The organism is Methanomassiliicoccus sp. (genome assembly GCA_012719175.1).
GTDB lineage: Archaea > Thermoplasmatota > Thermoplasmata > Methanomassiliicoccales > Methanomassiliicoccaceae > UBA6.
This window is the reverse complement of record JAAYAX010000004.1, coordinates 507,608-526,258: the sequence shown is the minus strand read 5'-3', so window position 1 is coordinate 526,258 and position 18,651 is coordinate 507,608. Positions and strand designations below refer to the sequence as shown.

The 18,651-nt window shown below is 55.6% G+C and carries 12 protein-coding genes; 5 read left to right on the top strand and 7 right to left on the bottom strand.

Going from position 1 to position 18,651, the window contains the following annotated elements:
• Nucleotides 1-45: 45 nt before the first annotated feature.
• Nucleotides 46-1,161, bottom strand: coding sequence for a UDP-N-acetylglucosamine 2-epimerase (non-hydrolyzing) (gene wecB, locus GXX95_03020; GenBank protein ID NLT37114.1), 1,116 nt, complete (start codon nucleotides 1,159-1,161; stop codon nucleotides 46-48).
• Nucleotides 1,162-1,653: 492 nt separating this feature from the next.
• On the opposite strand from wecB, the gene GXX95_03015 reads away from it, so the two are divergent.
• Nucleotides 1,654-3,381 carry a hypothetical protein gene (locus GXX95_03015; protein ID NLT37113.1) on the top strand — a complete coding sequence of 576 codons (1,728 nt, stop codon included), beginning with the start codon at nucleotides 1,654-1,656 and terminating at the stop codon, nucleotides 3,379-3,381.
• Nucleotides 3,382-3,485: 104 nt separating this feature from the next.
• Nucleotides 3,486-4,634, top strand: coding sequence for a glycosyltransferase family 4 protein (locus tag GXX95_03010; protein NLT37112.1), 1,149 nt, complete (start codon nucleotides 3,486-3,488; stop codon nucleotides 4,632-4,634).
• Between the two features lie 12 nt (nucleotides 4,635-4,646).
• Here the strand turns inward: GXX95_03010 and GXX95_03005 are convergent, their stop codons facing one another.
• The gene (locus tag GXX95_03005; GenBank protein NLT37111.1) at nucleotides 4,647-6,230 is read right to left on the bottom strand and encodes a hypothetical protein; all 1,584 of its coding nucleotides are present in this window, start codon (nucleotides 6,228-6,230) and stop codon (nucleotides 4,647-4,649) included.
• Nucleotides 6,231-6,553: 323 nt separating this feature from the next.
• On the opposite strand from GXX95_03005, the gene GXX95_03000 reads away from it, so the two are divergent.
• Entirely contained in the window at nucleotides 6,554-7,966 is a 1,413-nt protein-coding gene (locus GXX95_03000) for a phenylacetate--CoA ligase family protein (protein NLT37110.1), read from the top strand.
• Between the two features lie 33 nt (nucleotides 7,967-7,999).
• Here the strand turns inward: GXX95_03000 and GXX95_02995 are convergent, their stop codons facing one another.
• The 5 genes from GXX95_02995 to GXX95_02975 form a co-directional block, all read right to left on the bottom strand.
• Entirely contained in the window at nucleotides 8,000-9,724 is a 1,725-nt protein-coding gene (locus GXX95_02995) for a hypothetical protein (GenBank protein NLT37109.1), read from the bottom strand.
• Between the two features lie 240 nt (nucleotides 9,725-9,964).
• Nucleotides 9,965-12,409, bottom strand: coding sequence for a hypothetical protein (locus tag GXX95_02990; GenBank protein ID NLT37108.1), 2,445 nt, complete (start codon nucleotides 12,407-12,409; stop codon nucleotides 9,965-9,967).
• Nucleotides 12,410-12,856: 447 nt separating this feature from the next.
• Nucleotides 12,857-14,242, bottom strand: coding sequence for a hypothetical protein (locus GXX95_02985; GenBank protein NLT37107.1), 1,386 nt, complete (start codon nucleotides 14,240-14,242; stop codon nucleotides 12,857-12,859).
• 625 nt (nucleotides 14,243-14,867) lie between these two features.
• Nucleotides 14,868-16,019 (bottom strand): GNAT family N-acetyltransferase, encoded by a 1,152-nt coding sequence (locus GXX95_02980; GenBank protein ID NLT37106.1) that lies wholly within the window; start codon nucleotides 16,017-16,019, stop codon nucleotides 14,868-14,870.
• A gap of 205 nt (nucleotides 16,020-16,224) precedes the next feature.
• Nucleotides 16,225-17,217, bottom strand: coding sequence for a PHP domain-containing protein (locus GXX95_02975; protein NLT37105.1), 993 nt, complete (start codon nucleotides 17,215-17,217; stop codon nucleotides 16,225-16,227).
• A 113-nt stretch (nucleotides 17,218-17,330) separates the two neighbouring features.
• Here GXX95_02975 and GXX95_02970 point away from each other — a divergent pair, with 113 nt between their 5' ends.
• The gene (locus GXX95_02970) at nucleotides 17,331-17,891 is read left to right on the top strand and encodes a GNAT family N-acetyltransferase (protein NLT37104.1); all 561 of its coding nucleotides are present in this window, start codon (nucleotides 17,331-17,333) and stop codon (nucleotides 17,889-17,891) included.
• A gap of 202 nt (nucleotides 17,892-18,093) precedes the next feature.
• The gene (locus GXX95_02965; GenBank protein ID NLT37103.1) at nucleotides 18,094-18,525 is read left to right on the top strand and encodes an acyltransferase; all 432 of its coding nucleotides are present in this window, start codon (nucleotides 18,094-18,096) and stop codon (nucleotides 18,523-18,525) included.
• Nucleotides 18,526-18,651 lie beyond the last annotated feature (126 nt).

Below are 18,651 nucleotides of genomic sequence, written 5' to 3'. Positions count from 1 at the left end.
CGAATGGCGCATGAGGTCAGCCACTGTCGGTCGATCTCTCTCACCTTACGTATGGTTCGCCACTGCAGGCTCCGACGGTAACCCTTCTTGCACCTCGGATACCCCATCGATGATCTTGGCGATGTTGACGGCCGCGTCCCCGCGCCCGTAGGGGTCGCTCTGAGGTCGTGCCGGTCGGAACGAGGATATGGCTTCCAGCAGACGCTCCGGATCACAACCGACCAAAATGTTCCACCCGTCCTCGATGGTCTCGCCCCACTCCGTGTTGCTCCGGACCGTGATGCACGGGACCTTCAGGACGTAGGCCTCCTTCTGCATCCCCCCGGAGTCGGTGACGATCTTGTCCGCGGAGCTCATGAGCCTCAGCATATCGAGGTAGCCTAGCGGCTCGGTGGGGACGATGTTCGACGGCAGCCCTTCCCACATGCCTGCGGCCACCAAACGGTTCCTGGTCCGGGGGTGCACGGGGAACACTATCTTTCTCTGCGAACGCCCCATCGCTCTTATGGTGCTCGACAGGGCGTTGATGTCATCGGTATTGCTCTGGCGGTGGATGGTGGCCACCAGATAGTCCTTCTCCTCGAGATCTAGTCTCTCCAAGATGGTCGACCTCTCCTTGGCTATGGCCAGGTTCATCAGGACGGCATCGACCATCACATCCCCCACCACATGGACCCCTTCAAAGATCCCCTCCATGTGCAGGTTGTTCGCGGCGTTTACCGTCGGGACGAACAGAAGGTTGGAAAGATGGTCCGCCACCACCCTGTTGATCTCTTCGGGCATGGTTCGGTCGAAACTCCTCAGGCCCGCCTCCACATGGGCGATCCTCATGTTCAGCTTCGACGCTGCCAGCACCCCGGCCAGCGTGGAGTTGGTATCTCCGAACACCAGCACCAGGTCCGGCCGCTCTTTGATAAGAACGCCCTCCAGGGAGGACAGCATATCGCCCGTTTGCCGGCCTTGAGTGTTAGAACCAACGTTTAGGTTGTAGTCTGGATGAGGTATGGACAGCTCTTGGAAGAAGATCTCGGACATGCCGTGATCGTAGTGCTGGCCGGTGTGTACGATGACCTCCTCATGCCTCTTCCTCAGCTCTTTGGAGAGGGCCGCGCACTTGATGAACTGGGGCCTTGCGCCTATTACCGAAACGATCTTGCCGATCTGACCCTTTGACCTTGTCAAAATATCTCCCCAGGATTCTCCACCAATGCGTCAATAACACGGTTCTTTTGCGCGAACATGATTATGGATATTGATAAACCTTCACACCATCACCCTGCACGCTAAGAATGACTTCCCGTTAACAGAATTACCGCTCTTCTTCCTATTGGCATGTATCGCACTCGAACGGATAAGCTTCTTTCCGTCATCATGATGGAAGTATGATGATGTGACTCTCGACAATACATGCATCATCTCCGAGGGACGGCCGAAAACGCATCCTATGAGCACAAGCATCGGATACCAGCATAGTGCGCTCCACCAGCCCGGTCACTGAAGGGGCATGATAAGATAATGATCTACTTGACCATGTCAACGCTCACCAGGAGTTCCTGGCTGGTACTCTCATTACACAAATAATATATGCGCTAGACCATATCCATAGTCCCCTGTCAAGGTTGGTCATCGTAGAGAAAAAAGAAAGGAGAGGTCATGATTTTGAAAAATGAGGATGCTGGGACCCACAGGCTCCTGGTCCTTGTCGCGACGCTCTCGTTCCTCCTATTGACACTTGCCATCATCGCCGTGTACTTGTCTCCCATGGAGGGGTACGAGTACTCGGTCTATGAGAGCACTCCTCTCGTCTTCTGGATCGCCATCATTACCGGGCTCGCCGTAGGCATCCTGCTGTTCGTCGTGTACTACGGAAAGAGCAGGGCGATGTGGGGGCTGGGGCTGTTCCAGATCCTGTTCTCCAACTACCTCCTGGTATCGTTCTACCAGGTCAAGGGCTTCATGTACATCGACAGGTTCGATTCGATGTCCATAGTCGGTTATGCCAAGGATATCGTGCAGTCCGGCCACTTCCCAGGAACGAACTACTACCCCATGGGCTCGATCATGATGGCCTCCACCGGGGAGCTGCTCGATCAGAGCATCTATCTCATGTCTCAGCTCTTCCCCGCCCTCATGCTCACCGCCTACATCGTGGGCATGCTGTGCTGGGCGAGGGCGATCTCCGACCATCCGCTATTCGCTCCTTCCATGATGGTCGCCTCCCTCCCCATCCTGTTCGCCGGCTACATCCCCACGATCATGCACCAGACCATGATGGTCATGATGCTACCCCTGTTCTTCTACATCCTATGGAGGTGCGGCAACAGCAACCGGTACAAGATACTGGCCGCGGTGATGATAGTGTTCTTCACTCTCGGACATCCCCTGGTGGCCGTAGGCATCGTGGTCATCCTGGCCACCATAATCATCACCGAGACTCTGCTGAAGCGGCCGGTCCGCACGGTCACACCTCCGCTGTTGCTGCTCAGCATCCTGGCCCTGTTCATCTGGGTGTTCAGCAACGCCGTCCTGACCAAGAACGTGGAGGCCAACATCGAGATGCTGCTGGGGGTGGTCGAGGGGAGGACCACCATCGGAGCGGCCCAGGGGACGGCCTCACAGCTAGGCATACTGTGGGTTCTCCAGTCCATGCTGGCCTGCGTGATAGACGATATCATCTACGCAATAATGGCCATCGCGGTGGGGGTCATGATATTTAAGAGGAGATCGAGGCCGCATCTTATGACCGTGGTCATGGCCTGCTTCCTCGCGGGCACCATTTTCTTCGGGGCTACAGCCCTGCTCACCTACGCTCACAACATCAACCGCATCATCAACCTGAACTTCATAATGATATTCGCCGTGCCTCTGGTGGGGTACCTTCTTTTCACCTACAGGAAGGACGGCAAGCGCGTCCTAACGCTTCTGGTGACCGTTCTGATCGCGATCTCGCTGGTGGCTACCGTTTTCGCCGTCTACTCCGACCCGATGCAGAAGACCCCCAATGGCTCCATCAGCAGGTCCGACGTGGCGGGCGCGAACTGGTTCATCAACGAGAGGCCGGAGCTGCTGAGGACGCATATACTACAGTCCGTGCCCTGGAGGTTCGCCGACATGATCTATGGGGCGGAGTATAACAAAGAGCATCTCGCCTTCAGATGGAACATCAACGCCACCACCGCCCATTTCGCCTCGTACTACAACTCCAGCGATAGAGGGGACTCCGACTACCTGGTGTTCTCCACCTTCGACGTCGATGCTTATACTAGGACCTGGACGCCGATCAATAAGTTCACTGTTGACGACTTCGTCAGGCTGGATCGGGTCGAGCCCGTAGGAAACATCTACAACAACGGGTGCTGGATGGTCTACTGGAAGATATGATGGCGTCCGGATGGACACGGTCGCCGCGGTCATCGGTTAGCGGGACCCAGACCCGAACGCCGAAGGTATCAAGATATATCCATTCGACCAATGCCCAGGCTGTAATGGAGCAGAAACCCGACGGTCCCATTGTCATTGCAGACAGGAGGACCGCCGTTCTGATGATAGGCCCCCTGCCCCCTCCCCGGGGAGGCGTGGCCAACTTCGTGGAGAAGGTCCGGGATGGCTTCCCATCCGAAGGTAGGTACGAGATCGAGGTGTATCGGACGGGGCCGGCGGGAGAAAGACCGTCCACCAGCACGCTTTTTATCCAGGACCTCCGGGATGTGCTGCGGTATTTCAGAAGGTCTAGGAAAGGACGTCCCCAGATCGTGCACGTTCATACCGCATCGTACTACAGCTTCCTGCGCAACGTCCCATATGTTATGTGGAGCAAACATATCTCCAGGGTTCGCACGGTCGTTCACGTTCATGGAGGTGGCTTTATAGAGTTCTACCAGAACGGCAGCGCTACGGTCAAATACCTCGTCCGCAGGACGTTGCAGGAGACCAATGCCATCATCGTCACCTCGCCCTCCTGGATAAAAGCGTTCCAAGATATCGCCGGACCCGACAAGAAAATAGTCTCCGTTCCCAACGGCTTCGATCCCCGCACCTTCCGACCCATCGAGCGAGGGGAAGCGAGGAAGGAGGCGGGCATACCACCCGAGGGAAGGGTGCTGGTGACCGTCGGGTACCTGGAGGAGGTGAAGGGCCACCGGTACCTCATCGAGGCCATGAGAGAGGTCGCCGCCCAGCACCAGGATGTTCGCCTTTACATCATCGGGAACGGTTCTCTCAGGGATGCGCTCGCAGAGCAGGTAAAGAAGCTGGGCCTGGAGGACCGCGTCCATTTCCTTTATGACCCTATAACATCGGCGCAGGTGGCCGACTGGATGAACGCCGCCGATATTTTCGTACTCCCCAGCCTCAAGGAGGGCAACCCCACGGTGATGTTCGAGTGCCTGGGATGCGGCAGGCCGTTCATTGGGACCTGGGTGGGGGGAATACCTGATGTCATAACCGGAGAGATGGGTGTCCTATGCGAGCCTTCGGACCCGCACGGCCTGGCGCTGGCGATCAACGAAGCCCTAGGGCGCGAGTGGAGCGTAGAAAGGATCTCACAGCACGCGCAGAGGTACACGTGGACGAACATAGTCTCCCAGCTCTCAGCCCTTTACGATGAGATTATGGGCAGGGAGACGAAAGACTGAACGTCATGCTTCTTAGAACCTGGGCAGGTCAGCGAAGGTGTCGACCACGGTGATCCCGGGGACGTGGTTCATGGTGTGCACCCGGGACGCGCCCCCGAACCGGCCGGGCTCGATGTAACCGACCTGCTCCTCCTCATAGTGCTGCTTGTCCAGCCTCAGGACCTTGTTGATGTTGATCGCGTATCCATAGCATACAGAGCAGTCCTGTGAGGGACGGTACAGCACCCCGTCCTGCTCGAAGAACGCCCCCGCTGGCCGGGCGCGCCTCACATCCGTGATCACCGGGTTGAGGGGATGTGGCGTCCAACTATCCGTAAACAGATCATCGGCGTAGAATAGGAACAGCTCATCGTTGAGGGGCGCCCCCTCGTTCTCCTTGATGTTGCAGAACAACCACCACAGGCCGTCCCTGCGCACGATGGTGGTGTCCACGGCGTGGACGTCGGTCATGATGTTCTTCACGAGCTTCCACCCGTAGGGGAATTCAACGGCCTCGTACAGCTCGATGGTGCGTCCGTGCGCTGACTCGGGAACGAGAAAGCGTCTCCCCTCCCACTCGAAGACGAGAGGGTTCGAAAGGTGGTACGGTCTCTCCAGGACCTTAACTGGCCGCTCATACCTTCCTTGAGGGTCCATCTTTATCACGGAGATGTGCCCATGGTTCTTCCCGAAGGGCAGCTGCAGCTCCTCGATGAAGATGAGGAGATCATCACCATGTCTAGCAACATGCGGGTCCCCCCACCACACCCCCTTAGGAGGCTCCATGGCGACGAAGTCCTCGAACGAGGTGGGCATGTTCTCCCCCAGCTTGTAACGGATGGCCCAGCTCTCCCGATACAGCGTCTTCCTGATGATGATCCGGGCGTTCCGGGGCAGGTTACGAAAATGAAACTTCACCACGTCTAGGTTGCCGGGTGAAGGCCTTGACGATGAAGCGCACGCGGCGCCCTCGTCCGTGACCGGTGAGATGGCCTCCTCACCCCCATGGCAGAGAGCTTCGAGCACCCGGGGGATGAACGATATTCCCTTGAGGTACGCCTGCTCCCGATTCCTTTTCTCGGACCAGTTGACCGTGCGGGAGTAGGAGAGATAGACGGGAAAAGTTCTACCGCCGTGCGTCCTCCTCACATGGGAGCTGGTGGCCAGGGCGCCGTCATAGATCTCCCAGAACCCGGCGCTCCTGCCGTCGTACCTCATGCAATCCCCCGGGAAGAAGGAAAGCACCCCGTACCTGGAAGCCGCGGAGATGTCATCCAGATCGAGCTCACTGCCGGCATCGACAAGGACGTCGAGGTCCTTTCTCTTCAGCCTATCGAAAACGTCCGGAGATGCCTTGACAGGGCGTTGACCGTCGCCTAGATGGAACCGCTCAACCCCATCCAGCACCGCTGGCAGGTCCTCGTGCTTGAAGGGATCAGGTCGGCCCGAGCCGCCCATGAGGAGTGGGGTTTTACACACCAGTTCGTCGGCGGCCTCGTGGGCACGGTAGAGCAGGGACCGGCTTGATGGTGGGCGATGGCCTTCCCTGTCGCTCGTTCCGACCGTTACATGCAGGCCGATCTCGGCATAGGACGACGTTCCTATCCTCTCCATCATCCTGGCGGCCCAATAAGGAACTCTTTGACCAGCAGATAACGTTCCGATCCTTAACTTGGGCCTCATCCTGAACCGCCCATTTAACGGCAATATGCCTCCCGAGGTAATAAAAATTGGCCGTTATGTTATTACAGAATGGAAATTTTTCAGACATATGCCTCTGGGTGCAGGAATTACCACCATCGGAGATTCAAGGTCTGCCAGTCCTCGTTCATGGAGGAGGCGGCAGGCTTGCCAAGGGTAAATATGTGCATACTGAGGTCGGGGTCTCATCCTAGAAGGACGAGCTTGTATCGGATGCTGACGGGCAAGGAGGGTTGATGATGGCGAATGCGATGATGAAAGCGTACAGAGCATGCCCGCGGTCCCTTCAAACGATCGGCATCAATCTTGTGGAGACCACAAGCTGGGCCCTGGACCGGTCCCCGACAACGGGACGATACCTCGAACAGCTGAAGGCGGTGCAGTCCTGGAGCAGGGAGGAGCTGGACAGGTACCAGAGCACGAAGCTGCGGCAGGTGGTTCGATACGCATATGATAACGTCCCCTTCTACCGGCGGCTCTACGATCAGGAACGGGTGGACGTCGAGAGCGTTCGCACCGTGAAGGACCTGGACAAGCTGCCCATGATCACCAAGGAGGACGTGCGTATCAACTACGACGATCTTCAGTCGCGCAAGAGCGTCCGCTCAAAGGTCCAGTACACGTCCGGCACAACAATATCTCCCTTGAAGGTCAGGATATCCACTGATGCCATCAAGCTCAACCGGGCGAGCTCCCTGCTACGAGACCACTGGGCAGGATATCGTGGGGAGAGGGCAGCTCGGTTCGTGGGCGACCAGGCCATCACTGACTGCGCGGATACGACCCTGTATCGCAGGTCCTTCGTCATGAACAGGTTTCTCTACTCTTCCAAATGCATTTCTGTGCAGACCTCCCGGCGCATCCTCGACAGTTTGAAGAACAACAAGGTGCAGATACTGCAGTGCTACCCGTCCGCTGGATACATACTCGCAAAGTTTCTAGAGAGATACGATGAGCACCTCCCCCTCAAGGCGGTGCTGTACAGCTCCGAACCATTGCATGGCTTCGAGAGGGAGCTGATCGAGGATAGGTTCCAATGTAGAGCATTCGGCTTCTACGGCCAGATCGAGCACGCGGTCACGGCGGCGGAGTGCGAGAAGGGCAGCTACCATCTGGCGATGCTGGACGGGGTCCTGGAGATCGTGAACAACGGTGAGCAGGTGGGAGAAGGGGAGCGCGGGTCCACGGTGGTGACAGCGCTGGCCAACCAGGCCATGCCCCTGATACGCTATCAGCTCAATGACCTCACAGGGTACACCGGCGAGGATTGCAGCTGTGGTAGGAGAACACCGACCATTCACCCCGTGGAGTCCAAGGCCGACGACCTCATCATCACTCCCTCTGGCAGGATCGTGACCCCGTTGGCGATCACCTCGCTGCTGAAGAGCGCCCGGAACGTGCTAGAAGGTCAGATCGTCCAGGGCTCCATCGACTCCCTGACTGTGAGGATCGTGCCGTTGGAGGATTTCTCCGCTGAGGACGAGGAGCTCCTGCAACAAATGTTCACATCCGCACTGGGAGAGGAGATTACGATACGGGTCGAGAAGGTCGGCACGATCCACGCCTCCGGGGCCGGGAAGAAGCGCAGGGTCATAAGCCAGATCTCGGGGGACCCCTTCGACAGAGCCTTCAGCGAGGTGGAGGAAAAGTGACCAGACCCAATCGAAGAGCTTCGTTGCGAGGCTTCAGTTGTTGAACCGTATCAACGTGTCTGTTCCCCGGTCGATGATGGTCCGGGAACCCACGAAGGTGTTGTGCTCGATCATATTGCCGACGTCCTCGGCCCCGCTTACCATCACCACGTACTTGGCCATGTTCTCGATGCGGTTGTACGCTATGAGGTTGTAGCTGCTCTCGTTCGTCCACGTGGTCTCTACCGTGATGCCCTCCTCGCAGTTGGTGATGGTGTTGTTGACCACCTCGTTGTATGACCCGTCCGCGATCTGGATGCCCGGATAGTAGGGGGTGCGGACCACATCCACGCTGTTGAAGCTCACGATGTTATGATCTCCAATGATGCAGATCCCAACGTCGGTGGTGTCGAAGATGACGTTGTTGGCGATGCAGGAGCGGTGGGAGATGGCCACGATGCCGGCGCCCACCCCTCCGATGGAGTAGAAGTCCCCGGTCTCGTACACCAGGTTGTTCTGGACGGTGCAGTTCTGGGCATAGACGAGCGGGTTCCCGAAGCCCAGATTGATGCCGTAGTGCTCCCCATCGATCCCGCAGTCCACGATCGTGTTCTGCTCGATGAGGTTGTTAACGCCCTGATCCTCCGTACCGCGCAGGCTGATGCTCAGACCAGAGGTCTCCGTCCTCTCCACTCGATTACCACGCAATACGTTGTTGTTAACGCTCCGCTCGATGCTGTCGTTCTCGCAGTAGAAGTAGCAGCCGCCAGCGGCGCAGTCGTGGATGTGGCAGCCGATGACCGAGCAGTTGTTGGACTCCACCAGCATCAGGCCGTGCCCCTGCCATCCCGTGCCCTTGGCGATGTTGCCGGCGTTGTACGTTTCGATGCCGGAGATGGTCACGTTGTAGCACCGGATGCACGCTACATTATCGTACGGGGAGTCGTGGACCGCCAGGTTCCTGACGGTGAAGTTGTTGCAGTACATGAACTGGAAGGCATCACGGTCCGTACCTCCGTACTCCTGGCCGGCCTGGTTCGCGTCCCATTCCCCGCCCACGATCTCGAACTCGCTCTCATTCTCCGCCACCACCATGTGCGTGTTCGACCCATCCTCCATGAACACCTTACCATCCAGTTGAATGACGGTGTTGTTCCGCATGTTGATGGCATCCTTTAGGACGAAAGTGCCCCGCAGCAGGACCTTTTCCCTCGTATCCCTCCCTGGGGTCAGAGAGTCGATGGCTATCTGTATGGCCGATGCGGCGTCGGTGTCATTGTAGACGTAGATGCCGGAGCTGTTCTGTACGCGGTAGGTCTCATCGTCTCTGACGACAACAAAGCTGGGCACATCATGGTTGGTGGGGACCTCAGCGGTTATCTTGGCGCTGGTCACGGTTGATCCGTACGTGCCGTCGTCGTTGAAGGTCGCTATGAGCTCATGCTCGCCCGCCATGATGGGCACGTAATCAAAGGAGAAAGCTCCCTCGGCGGAGGTATCGACGGTGCGTCCCTGAAGGGGGTAGGAGAAGCTGCCGTCCGGCAAGGCCACCTTAAGGCTCACCGATGCGTTGGCGATGCCGCTGGAGCCACGCAAGAGCCCTGCAGCATGCACCTTGGTGCCAACCTCGGTGGAGGTGGAGTCAGGCATCAGACTGATGGACGACGAGCTCCTGGAGGACAGGACCACGCCCAGCGCAGCGATGACCATGACGATGATCAACATCACAGCTATGGTCAACGATACGGTCTTGCTGAGGTGATTCTTCGAACTACGCACTGATGCCCTCCTCGATACACCCGGGCTGTGACGCGGGAACGGTATCCGTTTTCACTCGGATAATGTTTGTCTATATCGGGAGCTCACCATTATTATAACTTTCTAATAATATCTGAAATAAATATATCTGCCAGCTTTCGAAAGGGCGACAATCGCCGCCCCCATGGCCGGAAAAGGAAGGGGAAGGGGTTTGATGCGCGTGCAGCCGCCTAGGCCATACTTCATCGAGATGCCCTCGGATCAAGTGTTATTACGGACCACAGTGCTGGTGCCCACGTTGTGGATGGTACCGCTGCCCACGATGTCGTTCCCCTCCACGATGTTCCCCACGCATGAGGACGCCGAGATGTCCACGGCGTAGCGGACCGAGTTCTCGATGTGGTTGAAGGCGATGTGGTTGTAGCTGTTAGGCCCGTACACCACTATGCTGTCCCGGCTCGCGGACCCTGCCCGATCGTAGATCTCGTTGTACACCACCTCGGCGTAGTTGGAGTCCACGATCACGATCGCGGGGGCCCACAGCGTCTTGGGCTGGTCTATCTTGTTGTAGCTGGCGGTGATGCGGTCCCCGTAGAGGAGCATACCGAAGTCGGTGATGTTGCGGACCTCGTTGCGGGTCACCAGACCGTCATGGGAGGAGCAGAAGATGCCCCCGTTGCTGCCCTTGCTGGCATGGTACGTGCCGGTCTCATAGCAGAGGTTGTCGCGAACGATCACGTTGCTCGTGAACCTAGCGCCCGAGGAGTCGCTGTAGCCAACATTGATCATGGGGTGGACCCCGTCCATGCCACAGTCCACCAGGGTGTTGTTCTCGATGAGGCCACCGTTGCAGATGTCCTCCTTGCCCCTGGTGCTGAGGCTCAGGCCGGAGCACTCGGTGCGCTCCACGCGGTTGTTCCTGAACACGTTGTTGTTGATGCTCTGGACCGATCCATCGTCCTCGGTGTAGAAGTAGCAGCCTCCACGGGCGCTGTCGTGGATGTAGCAGCTGTCCACGACGCAGTTGCTGCAGTACGCGAATATGATGGAGATTCCCCTGTCAGCGTTGACGGTGGTGTACATGTCCCCGCTGTCGTAGCTCTCTACCTTGTAGAGAGTGCAGTAACTGCAGCTCAGGAACTCCATGTTGCCGAACGGGGAGGAGTGCACCTTCAGGTTCTGAACGAGCACGTTGTTGCATGACTCAAAGAAGAAAGCATCGCGTGCCAGTCCTCCATTGGGGTTACCGTTGGGATTGACGATCTCGCCGGTGGCCTTTCCATCAGAGCTGTAGATGGTGTGGAGCATGTTGTTGTCCCACTCCCCCCCCTCGATGGTCACGAAGCTCTTGCCGCTAGCATAGATCATGTGGGTAATGGAGGTGCTGGAGGTGGTCGCCTTCCCTTCCAGCTCTATCGTGGTGTAGCTGGACGGCTTGATGCTGGTGGTGAGGACGAACTGACCCTTCAGCAGGACCTTCTCCTGGACGGTTCTGCCGGAGGTCAAGCGGTCGAGCGCGTACTGTATGACGGTGGCAGCGTTGCTGCCAGAGGTGAGGACGTTGTCATTAGCATCGGTGGCAGTGTAGGTGCTCCCTGAGCTGGTGATGGTGTACTTGGCATCATCATCGTCATCATCTACGATGGGAGGGGAGCTGACCGCGAAGCTCATGGAATCGCTCGATGATTCATAGCTATCATCCCCGGCGTAGGAAGCGTACACCACGTAAACGCCCTCCATGGAGGGGCGGTAGGTTATGGTGAACTGCCCGTTGGCATCCAAGACGAAGTTGGAGGAGGCGGTCTGGACCCCGTTGGGGCGGACGGTATACGCAGTTACTGTGGCCCCAGTGATGGCCTTTCCATCATCATCAAGAAGGGTCCCAGTAACTATCTCCGTCCCTCCCACAAGAACGGAGGCATCCCCGGTCAGGGACAAGGATGTCCTGGCCTTTGAAGAGGGCACCGGCATCTCGGCCACGAAGGTCACGTTGGCTTCCGAGGCGTTGTAGATATCGTTACCGGCAAACGTAGCGATGTAGCGATATGTCCCTGGGGCCACCGGCGTGTGGTCGATGGAGAACGTTCCATCCGCGTCAGTGATCGACTGGGCCCCCTGATCAGGGACGGCCATGGTACCATCAGGTAATACTATCTGAAGATCGACATTGGCCCCGGCGATCCCGGACCCAGAGCTCAGAAGCCCATCAGCCCGAACAGCTATCCCAACATCCACGGTCGACGAGACACCGGTCAACGTGATCAGAGAGCTGCTCTTGACCATAGGCTGCGGTCCCTCCTCTTCGGGGATCAAAGCCTCTTCCACGTTCAAGGACATGCTCTTGGAGGCCAGGGAGTATTTTACGGTGCCTGAGAAGATGGTGATGAGGTAGTATGATCCGGCTTCACAGGGTATGAAATCAAAATCGAAACGACCATCGTTTGTCGTGTAGACCGTCGGACCCTGCACAGGGTAGGTCAATGTACCATTAGGGGGGATTATCTTGATGCCCACCTTCGCATCGCTGATGCCAGATGTCCCGTTGAGCATACCATCGATGTGAACGTTGGTTCCGACGCGGTTTTCAGATCCCTCGGGAGTTAGAACGATCGAGGTGCTGATCTTCTTGCTCAGATAGGAACGAAGGTCCGTATTAGATGTGGATGTTATCGGGGCAAGGACCGATGAACCCAAGACCGCGATCACCACAGCACATGCGATAATGGAAGTTAGTAACAATTTTTTTCCTGGCACTCTAAACAATTAAACCACCTTCCGCTCTTTTTCAATGTTTTATTCAATAATTATTATATTGTTATAAACTAGCTCACCAATAGAATAATAAATAATAATGAAGAAATAGAATTATAAACTATGCATTATAATTTGACTATCAATATTTATAATTAAGATAGATTCTGATAAAGGGCCGTTCGAAAGTGGGATGTGGTTCTTAGCATTTCTCCGGAAGGTCCATTTTCAAGGACAATAAAAATAATAAATGAATGTAAAAGTGTAGACATCTTCTACTTGCCATCAGATTCAGGGGGCCAGGGACCCCGTTCAGGCTTAGTACGGATCAATAAAAAAGATGGGTTTCGAAAAGGTTTTCATCCTCAGATCGAGCATTGGGGATGTTGCTAAGCCAATCGTCTAGGTGTTCCCTCTGATGATGGTGCCCGTTCCCTTGTTGCCGATGGCATGATTGCCGACGAACTTGTTGTACTCGATGATGTTCCCAGTGCTGCCGGGATTGGCAATGGAAACAACGTACTGGGCAATGTTCTCGATCGTGTTGTACGCTATCTGGTTGTAGCTACTGCCCGAGGTCTTGGAGATATGGACGGATATGCCGTTCACGCAGTTGGAGACCGTGTTGTACAGCACCTTGTTTCTAGATCCATCAACTATCTGGATCCCAGGGTAGTACTTGTTCCGCACCACATCCACGTCGTTGTAGCTTATGGTGTTGTAGGTGCCCCTGACACATATGCCCACATCCGTGGTGTCATGCACGATGTTCTTGGTGATGAGGCTGTTGTGGCATATGGCAACTATGCCGCCACCGACACCGGTACCGGAGTAGTATTTCCCAGTCTCATACACAACGTTGTTACGCACCGTGCACTTGTCCGCGAACATGCCTGGAACCCCATACCCCAGGTTTATTCCGTAGTGAACCCCATCAATTCCGCTGTCAATGATGGTGTTCTTCTCGATGAGGTTGCCAACACCCTTGTCCTCCGTGCCGCGCAGGCTGATGCTCAGACCGGAGGTCTGGGTCCTTTGTACCAGGTTGCCGCGCATCACGTTGTTGTTGATGGTCTGGACCACCTTATCGTTCTCAGTGTAGAAGTAGCAACCTCCGGCAGCGGTATCGTGGATATTGCAGTTCTCGACCACACAGTTGTTGCATGCATACATGAAGATCCCATGCCCCAGCCAGGCGCTGCCCCGGGCCTTGTTTCCAGCATTGTACGTCTCCACGTTAGATATGGTGATGTAACTGCTCTTGTAGAACACGACATTGCCGTAGGCGGCATCATGGACCTTGAGGTTCTTTATCGTGGCATATTTGCACGAGGCGAAGTCGAGCGCCCGGCGCTCCACCCCTCCTAGGCTCTGTGCTGCCTGGTTAGCATTCCACTCTCCTCCCACGATCTCGAAGTTGCTTATGCCGCTCGCTGTGGCCATGTGGGTATTGGAGTTGGTTCCCATCGTGATCTTGCCGCTGAGCTGTAGGATAGTGTAACTCCGCATCTGGATGGCCTTGGTCAGGGTGAACGTTCCCTGAAGCAGAACGGTCTCCTTCGTGGTCCTCCCTGAGGTCAGGGAGTCGATGGCCTTCTGTATTGCGGATGCCGCATTGGTGCTGGAGTACACAACAGCTCCGTTGGCATTCTTAACATAATAGGTGCTGCCAGAGGGATAGACCAAGTATTTGTACGATGTCGAGGTCGTGGCCGCACTGGCATTTTCCGTGACGATAGGGGACATCACTGCCATCATCATGAATGATGCGGCGATCAGCCCTACCATCAAGGGCAACCTATTTCTTTTCATCAAGTTGCTAAAAATTCTTCCCATGTTCACACCTTTTTCTCTCACCTTCTTTTGTTGGTGTTGACGATCTTTCATTCCTGTTTTTTCATTCCATCTTCTTACTCCTTTTTTTCCATTTTTTCTTTCAATTTTACATGATCATAATAACGAAAATTTCACCTAAAATAGTATTTATTACGATATCGAAAATGGGAACTGGCTCATAAATATTATCTAATATATTATATTTATTTTAGATGTATATTTATTAAAAAAAACATATATAATATTTTCTAAATACTGGGGGTCATGAATTATTTATGGTATCTATTTTGATAATAATTGTATAGCAATTATCGATTACCCGTATTGGTTTTGGTTACTCCGTATCACTGAGCCAGTTAACATGGATTAAGATGTGTAGATGGTTTGCCGAACTCGATCAGCGGTTTAGCATAAAAGAATGACATCTTCAATAGGGGTCTGTTAAAATATGCTAGGAAATATCTGCTATGAACATACCTAATATATTATTTTGAAAAGATGCTCTGAAATGTGTTCGTCCGATTGATGTTTTTCTATACGCTGAGACACACAATGATCGGATAATTTCGATCTGTGTTCACATGTCGCAATCGGCCTGCGATGGGTCCAGTTCAGTTCGTTGGACTGACAATTTGGCCAGAACCTTCCTCTGCAGACCGAACCTGTCGTTCAACTTCTGGACAGGGCGGGACCGCAGTAAATTGCTCATCATGGAGGCTGCCCCCCTGGTAGCCTGTATACCCACAAGCATGGACTTTTGACAGCCCATCTCGTACTTATATCGCTGCTCCCCACCGCCCCAGACAGTGAAGGTGGTACCACGCTCGCGCAGGTCGTTCAGTGCATGGTAGGTGACCAACCACCCTGGAGAGAACCTCATGAGCGAGTCATTCATCCCCAGACGGTACATGTAAGCATTGCTCGCATCGAGGAAACCGAAGAGCTGGCCAGCGACCTCACCATCAAGGATGCTCTCGTAGGCGAAACCCTCGCACCCATCATGGGCGATCGTGGAGGCCTTGGCGAGGAACTCGCAGTTCCTAGGCCTGAGGAAAGAGCTGCCGCCCCTGGTGCACCACCGCTGGATATGCTGTTCCGCGTAAACCTCCACTGCCTTCTTCATATCTTCAGAGGGGACCTTCCGGAAGCTTAGGTGGTGGCCTTCACGCTCTATCATCCTCAAGGTCTTCCCCAGCGTCCTGCGGGCATGCTTGCTGAAGGTCTCGGTTATGTCCCCTTCTTGCCGGATGGGAAGCGTCAGATTGACGTTGGGCGTCTGGTCCTCGGCGTTCCAGCTATCATGGGCAGCACCGATGTATGTGCGAATATCAGCTGTATCCTCCATGTTCTGGGTCCACAGGATGCTCCACTTCAGGCGCTTCATCTCTGCGATCATCCGTTCCAGGACGTCCTTGCGGCCCGGCTCGTACATTATGGAGTTGGTGACCAGCCTGAGGCATTGAGGGATGCCACCAACGAGGGACAAGGTCTTGAGAGCCAGTCCCTTCATTCGAAAATCGGAAGTGGCCAGGGGGGCGATGCCGACCAGGTCCCCCTGGTCCTCTACCAGGACCAGACGGGGGGAGGCGGAGGCTTGGAACGTCTCCAGCCATACCTTCGATAGCTGGCAGCAGCTGTAGGCATTCCCCCCTGCTCGTCCTCTCAGGGCCTCCCACTGTTCTATATGATCGTCCATCTCCTCAGGGGATGTTATCAGAATGGTCCTCAATTCGTTACCAGCCGTCCTCGATCGTTCTTAAGATACAAGGTCTTTGGAAAATATCAATTCACATGGTTATATATGCATACGTCAACGGATGGTTTCGAGAGCAGTGAAGGACCAGGAGGTCATCATCGCCAGTCAGCATCCAGTTAGGAGATGCTGTGAATCTCTCATCCACATAGTTGATCAGGAGGGCGCAGGTGATGCGCGCCTACCCTTGTACGCTTACCTTCGCACCGACGAATATCGGCTGCGTCCACCCCCATCCGTCGTTCGCTCCCACCACCGCTCTAACATACCCCTCGGTGCCGTTGAAATGATATGTGGCTTGAGAACCATTGAACGCTGCCAGCAGCTTTCCCTCGGAACCGAAGAACCGGATGTTGTCCGCTCCCGGAGTGCTGACCGTGATGTTCGAGCCTGCGACAACGACGTCATCTATGATCGCACCCGTGGACGCGTAGAACGAGCCCCGCTTGATGGCATCGATGATGCTGTCCGTAGTTAGATCTTCAGAGGTCCGGACCACTATCCATCCCTTGTCGTAGTCCGACACACCATGCGCATCGTCCGCCGCCAGCCCCCATATCGTCTTGCCGGAGGTCAGCGCGTCATCCCACCACTCGATGGTGGTCATGGAGACGTAGTAGCCGTTGGCTATCTCCAGGCAGGTGTAGTTGGTGAGCTCGGCCATGACCTCGTCCTCGTACGCATATTTGTAGTACGCAGGGTGGTTGAGGGTGACGATGCCTCCCTGGGCGGTCATGTTGTCCACCCTCTCCTGCTCCAACGCATATTTGTACGGAACATAGGAGATGTTGATGCCATTCATGTGCGTCTCCCCGGTCGATTCCGCAGAACCCTTGCCATACTCCTGGCCCAACACCAGTATGCTCCCGGTGACCTTGGTGATCCTCTCATGGTCGGTCAGCGCGATGAAGTCATAACCCAGGTCGGCGTACCGCGAGACCACGTCCCGGGGGGCCAAGGCCCCGTCCGACTGAGTGGAGTGACAGTGCATCTGGCCCTTGAACCATTGACCGCCAGATGCGTAGGGATCGTACACGACCACGCCGTCCGTGGGCGTCTCGTTCCGAGGCGTAGTGTCCGACGGACCATCGTTGGACCGTGGGAGGTATACTGCCGCTACGGACACAGATGCGACGACGATCAGGGCGATTATGACGATAGTGGCCTTCCTCATCTGGACCGTGACATGAAGGGAGCGAGGGGCTTTAATCGTTCCTAGCCCAGGACCTCCTCGCGGTGCGGGGATTAGCGACACAATGATAATCGATAAGCGACCTTCCGGCCACGATGGCAGGCACAGGAAAGGGCCCGGGACTGCTCACGCGCACGCGCCGCCGAACGAATGATCTGCTGGGAAAGGCCTCTATGTGGAGGTTCCAGGACCACAAGGAGAGGACGAGGTCCTTCAAGAAGGGCGATCTGGAGCGGGTGCTGCAGATCTACAGGCAGAACTTCGAGGGGGGATCGGAGAAGGTCATCGAAGGATACAGCTCCTTGTTCGATGACATCTTCTACATAATCGAAGGTCCCTCAGAGCAGGTGATCGGTTATTGCGTATGCTACCTGAGATTGGAGCTCCAAGGCATGCATCTTCGCAAGATCGCTGCAATTTATTCCATCGCCATCGATCCCGCGTTCCAAGGCCAGGGGCTGGGCAACACTCTCCTGGAGGACTGCATCCAGGACCTCCGTAAGAACAACGTGCATCGTATCCGGCTTTACGCGGACGTGAACAACAAGCCTGCGGTCAACCTCTACCTTAAGCACGGGTTCTTGATCACAGGTACCAAGGAGAACATTTGTGGGAAGGGGAAGACGTGCAACGTCATGGACCTGAACCTTAGATGATTTCAGGGGCGCTTCTTCGTGACCCTCCGCCTTATCGTTAACGGAATAACCGTTATATACGGTGCATGATATGAAAGTCGCCTGGCGACATAACGCCCGCTCATGATAGAATGGCAGGGAAGGGAAAGCATTGGGTTTTATTTCCAACTTCAGGGAGGACCTCCGATATTTTGGCTGGCGTAAGTGCTTTTTCTTTTTCGCGATGCAGCGCATCCTCCGGATTAATTCCAAGGTACCATGGAAGGTGCATCCCACCAGCCAGGTGAAGGGGTGGGACAAGATCGTCCGGGCCGACCGGTGGGCCATCCCTGGAGCGTCACCGGGTTGCTACATACAAGCCATTAACGGCATAGAGATGGGCAAGAACATTATCATCGGACCCGGAGTCACCATCGTCTCCGCCAATCATGATCTGAACGATTTTGACAAGCACGAACCGGCCGGGCCGATCAAGATCGGCGATAACTGCTGGCTGGGGGCCAACTGCGTCATACTCCCAGGGGTGCATCTGAGGGAGCACACCATCGTCGCCGCAGGAGCGGTCGTAGTTGAGGACTCTCCGTCCAACTGCGTCATCGGCGGTGTACCCGCCAAGGTCATCAAGACGCTGCCCAATTATGGGGAGAAAGGTTGACACCTTAACGTCACCTCCGCCCGTTCGTTGTCTGGGGCCGGATGCCCGATGAGGTCGAGCCGGAGGTCATTTCTCTCCGACTGAGCTACGAACGATAGTTAAATAACAGGCGGCCAATCCTTACCG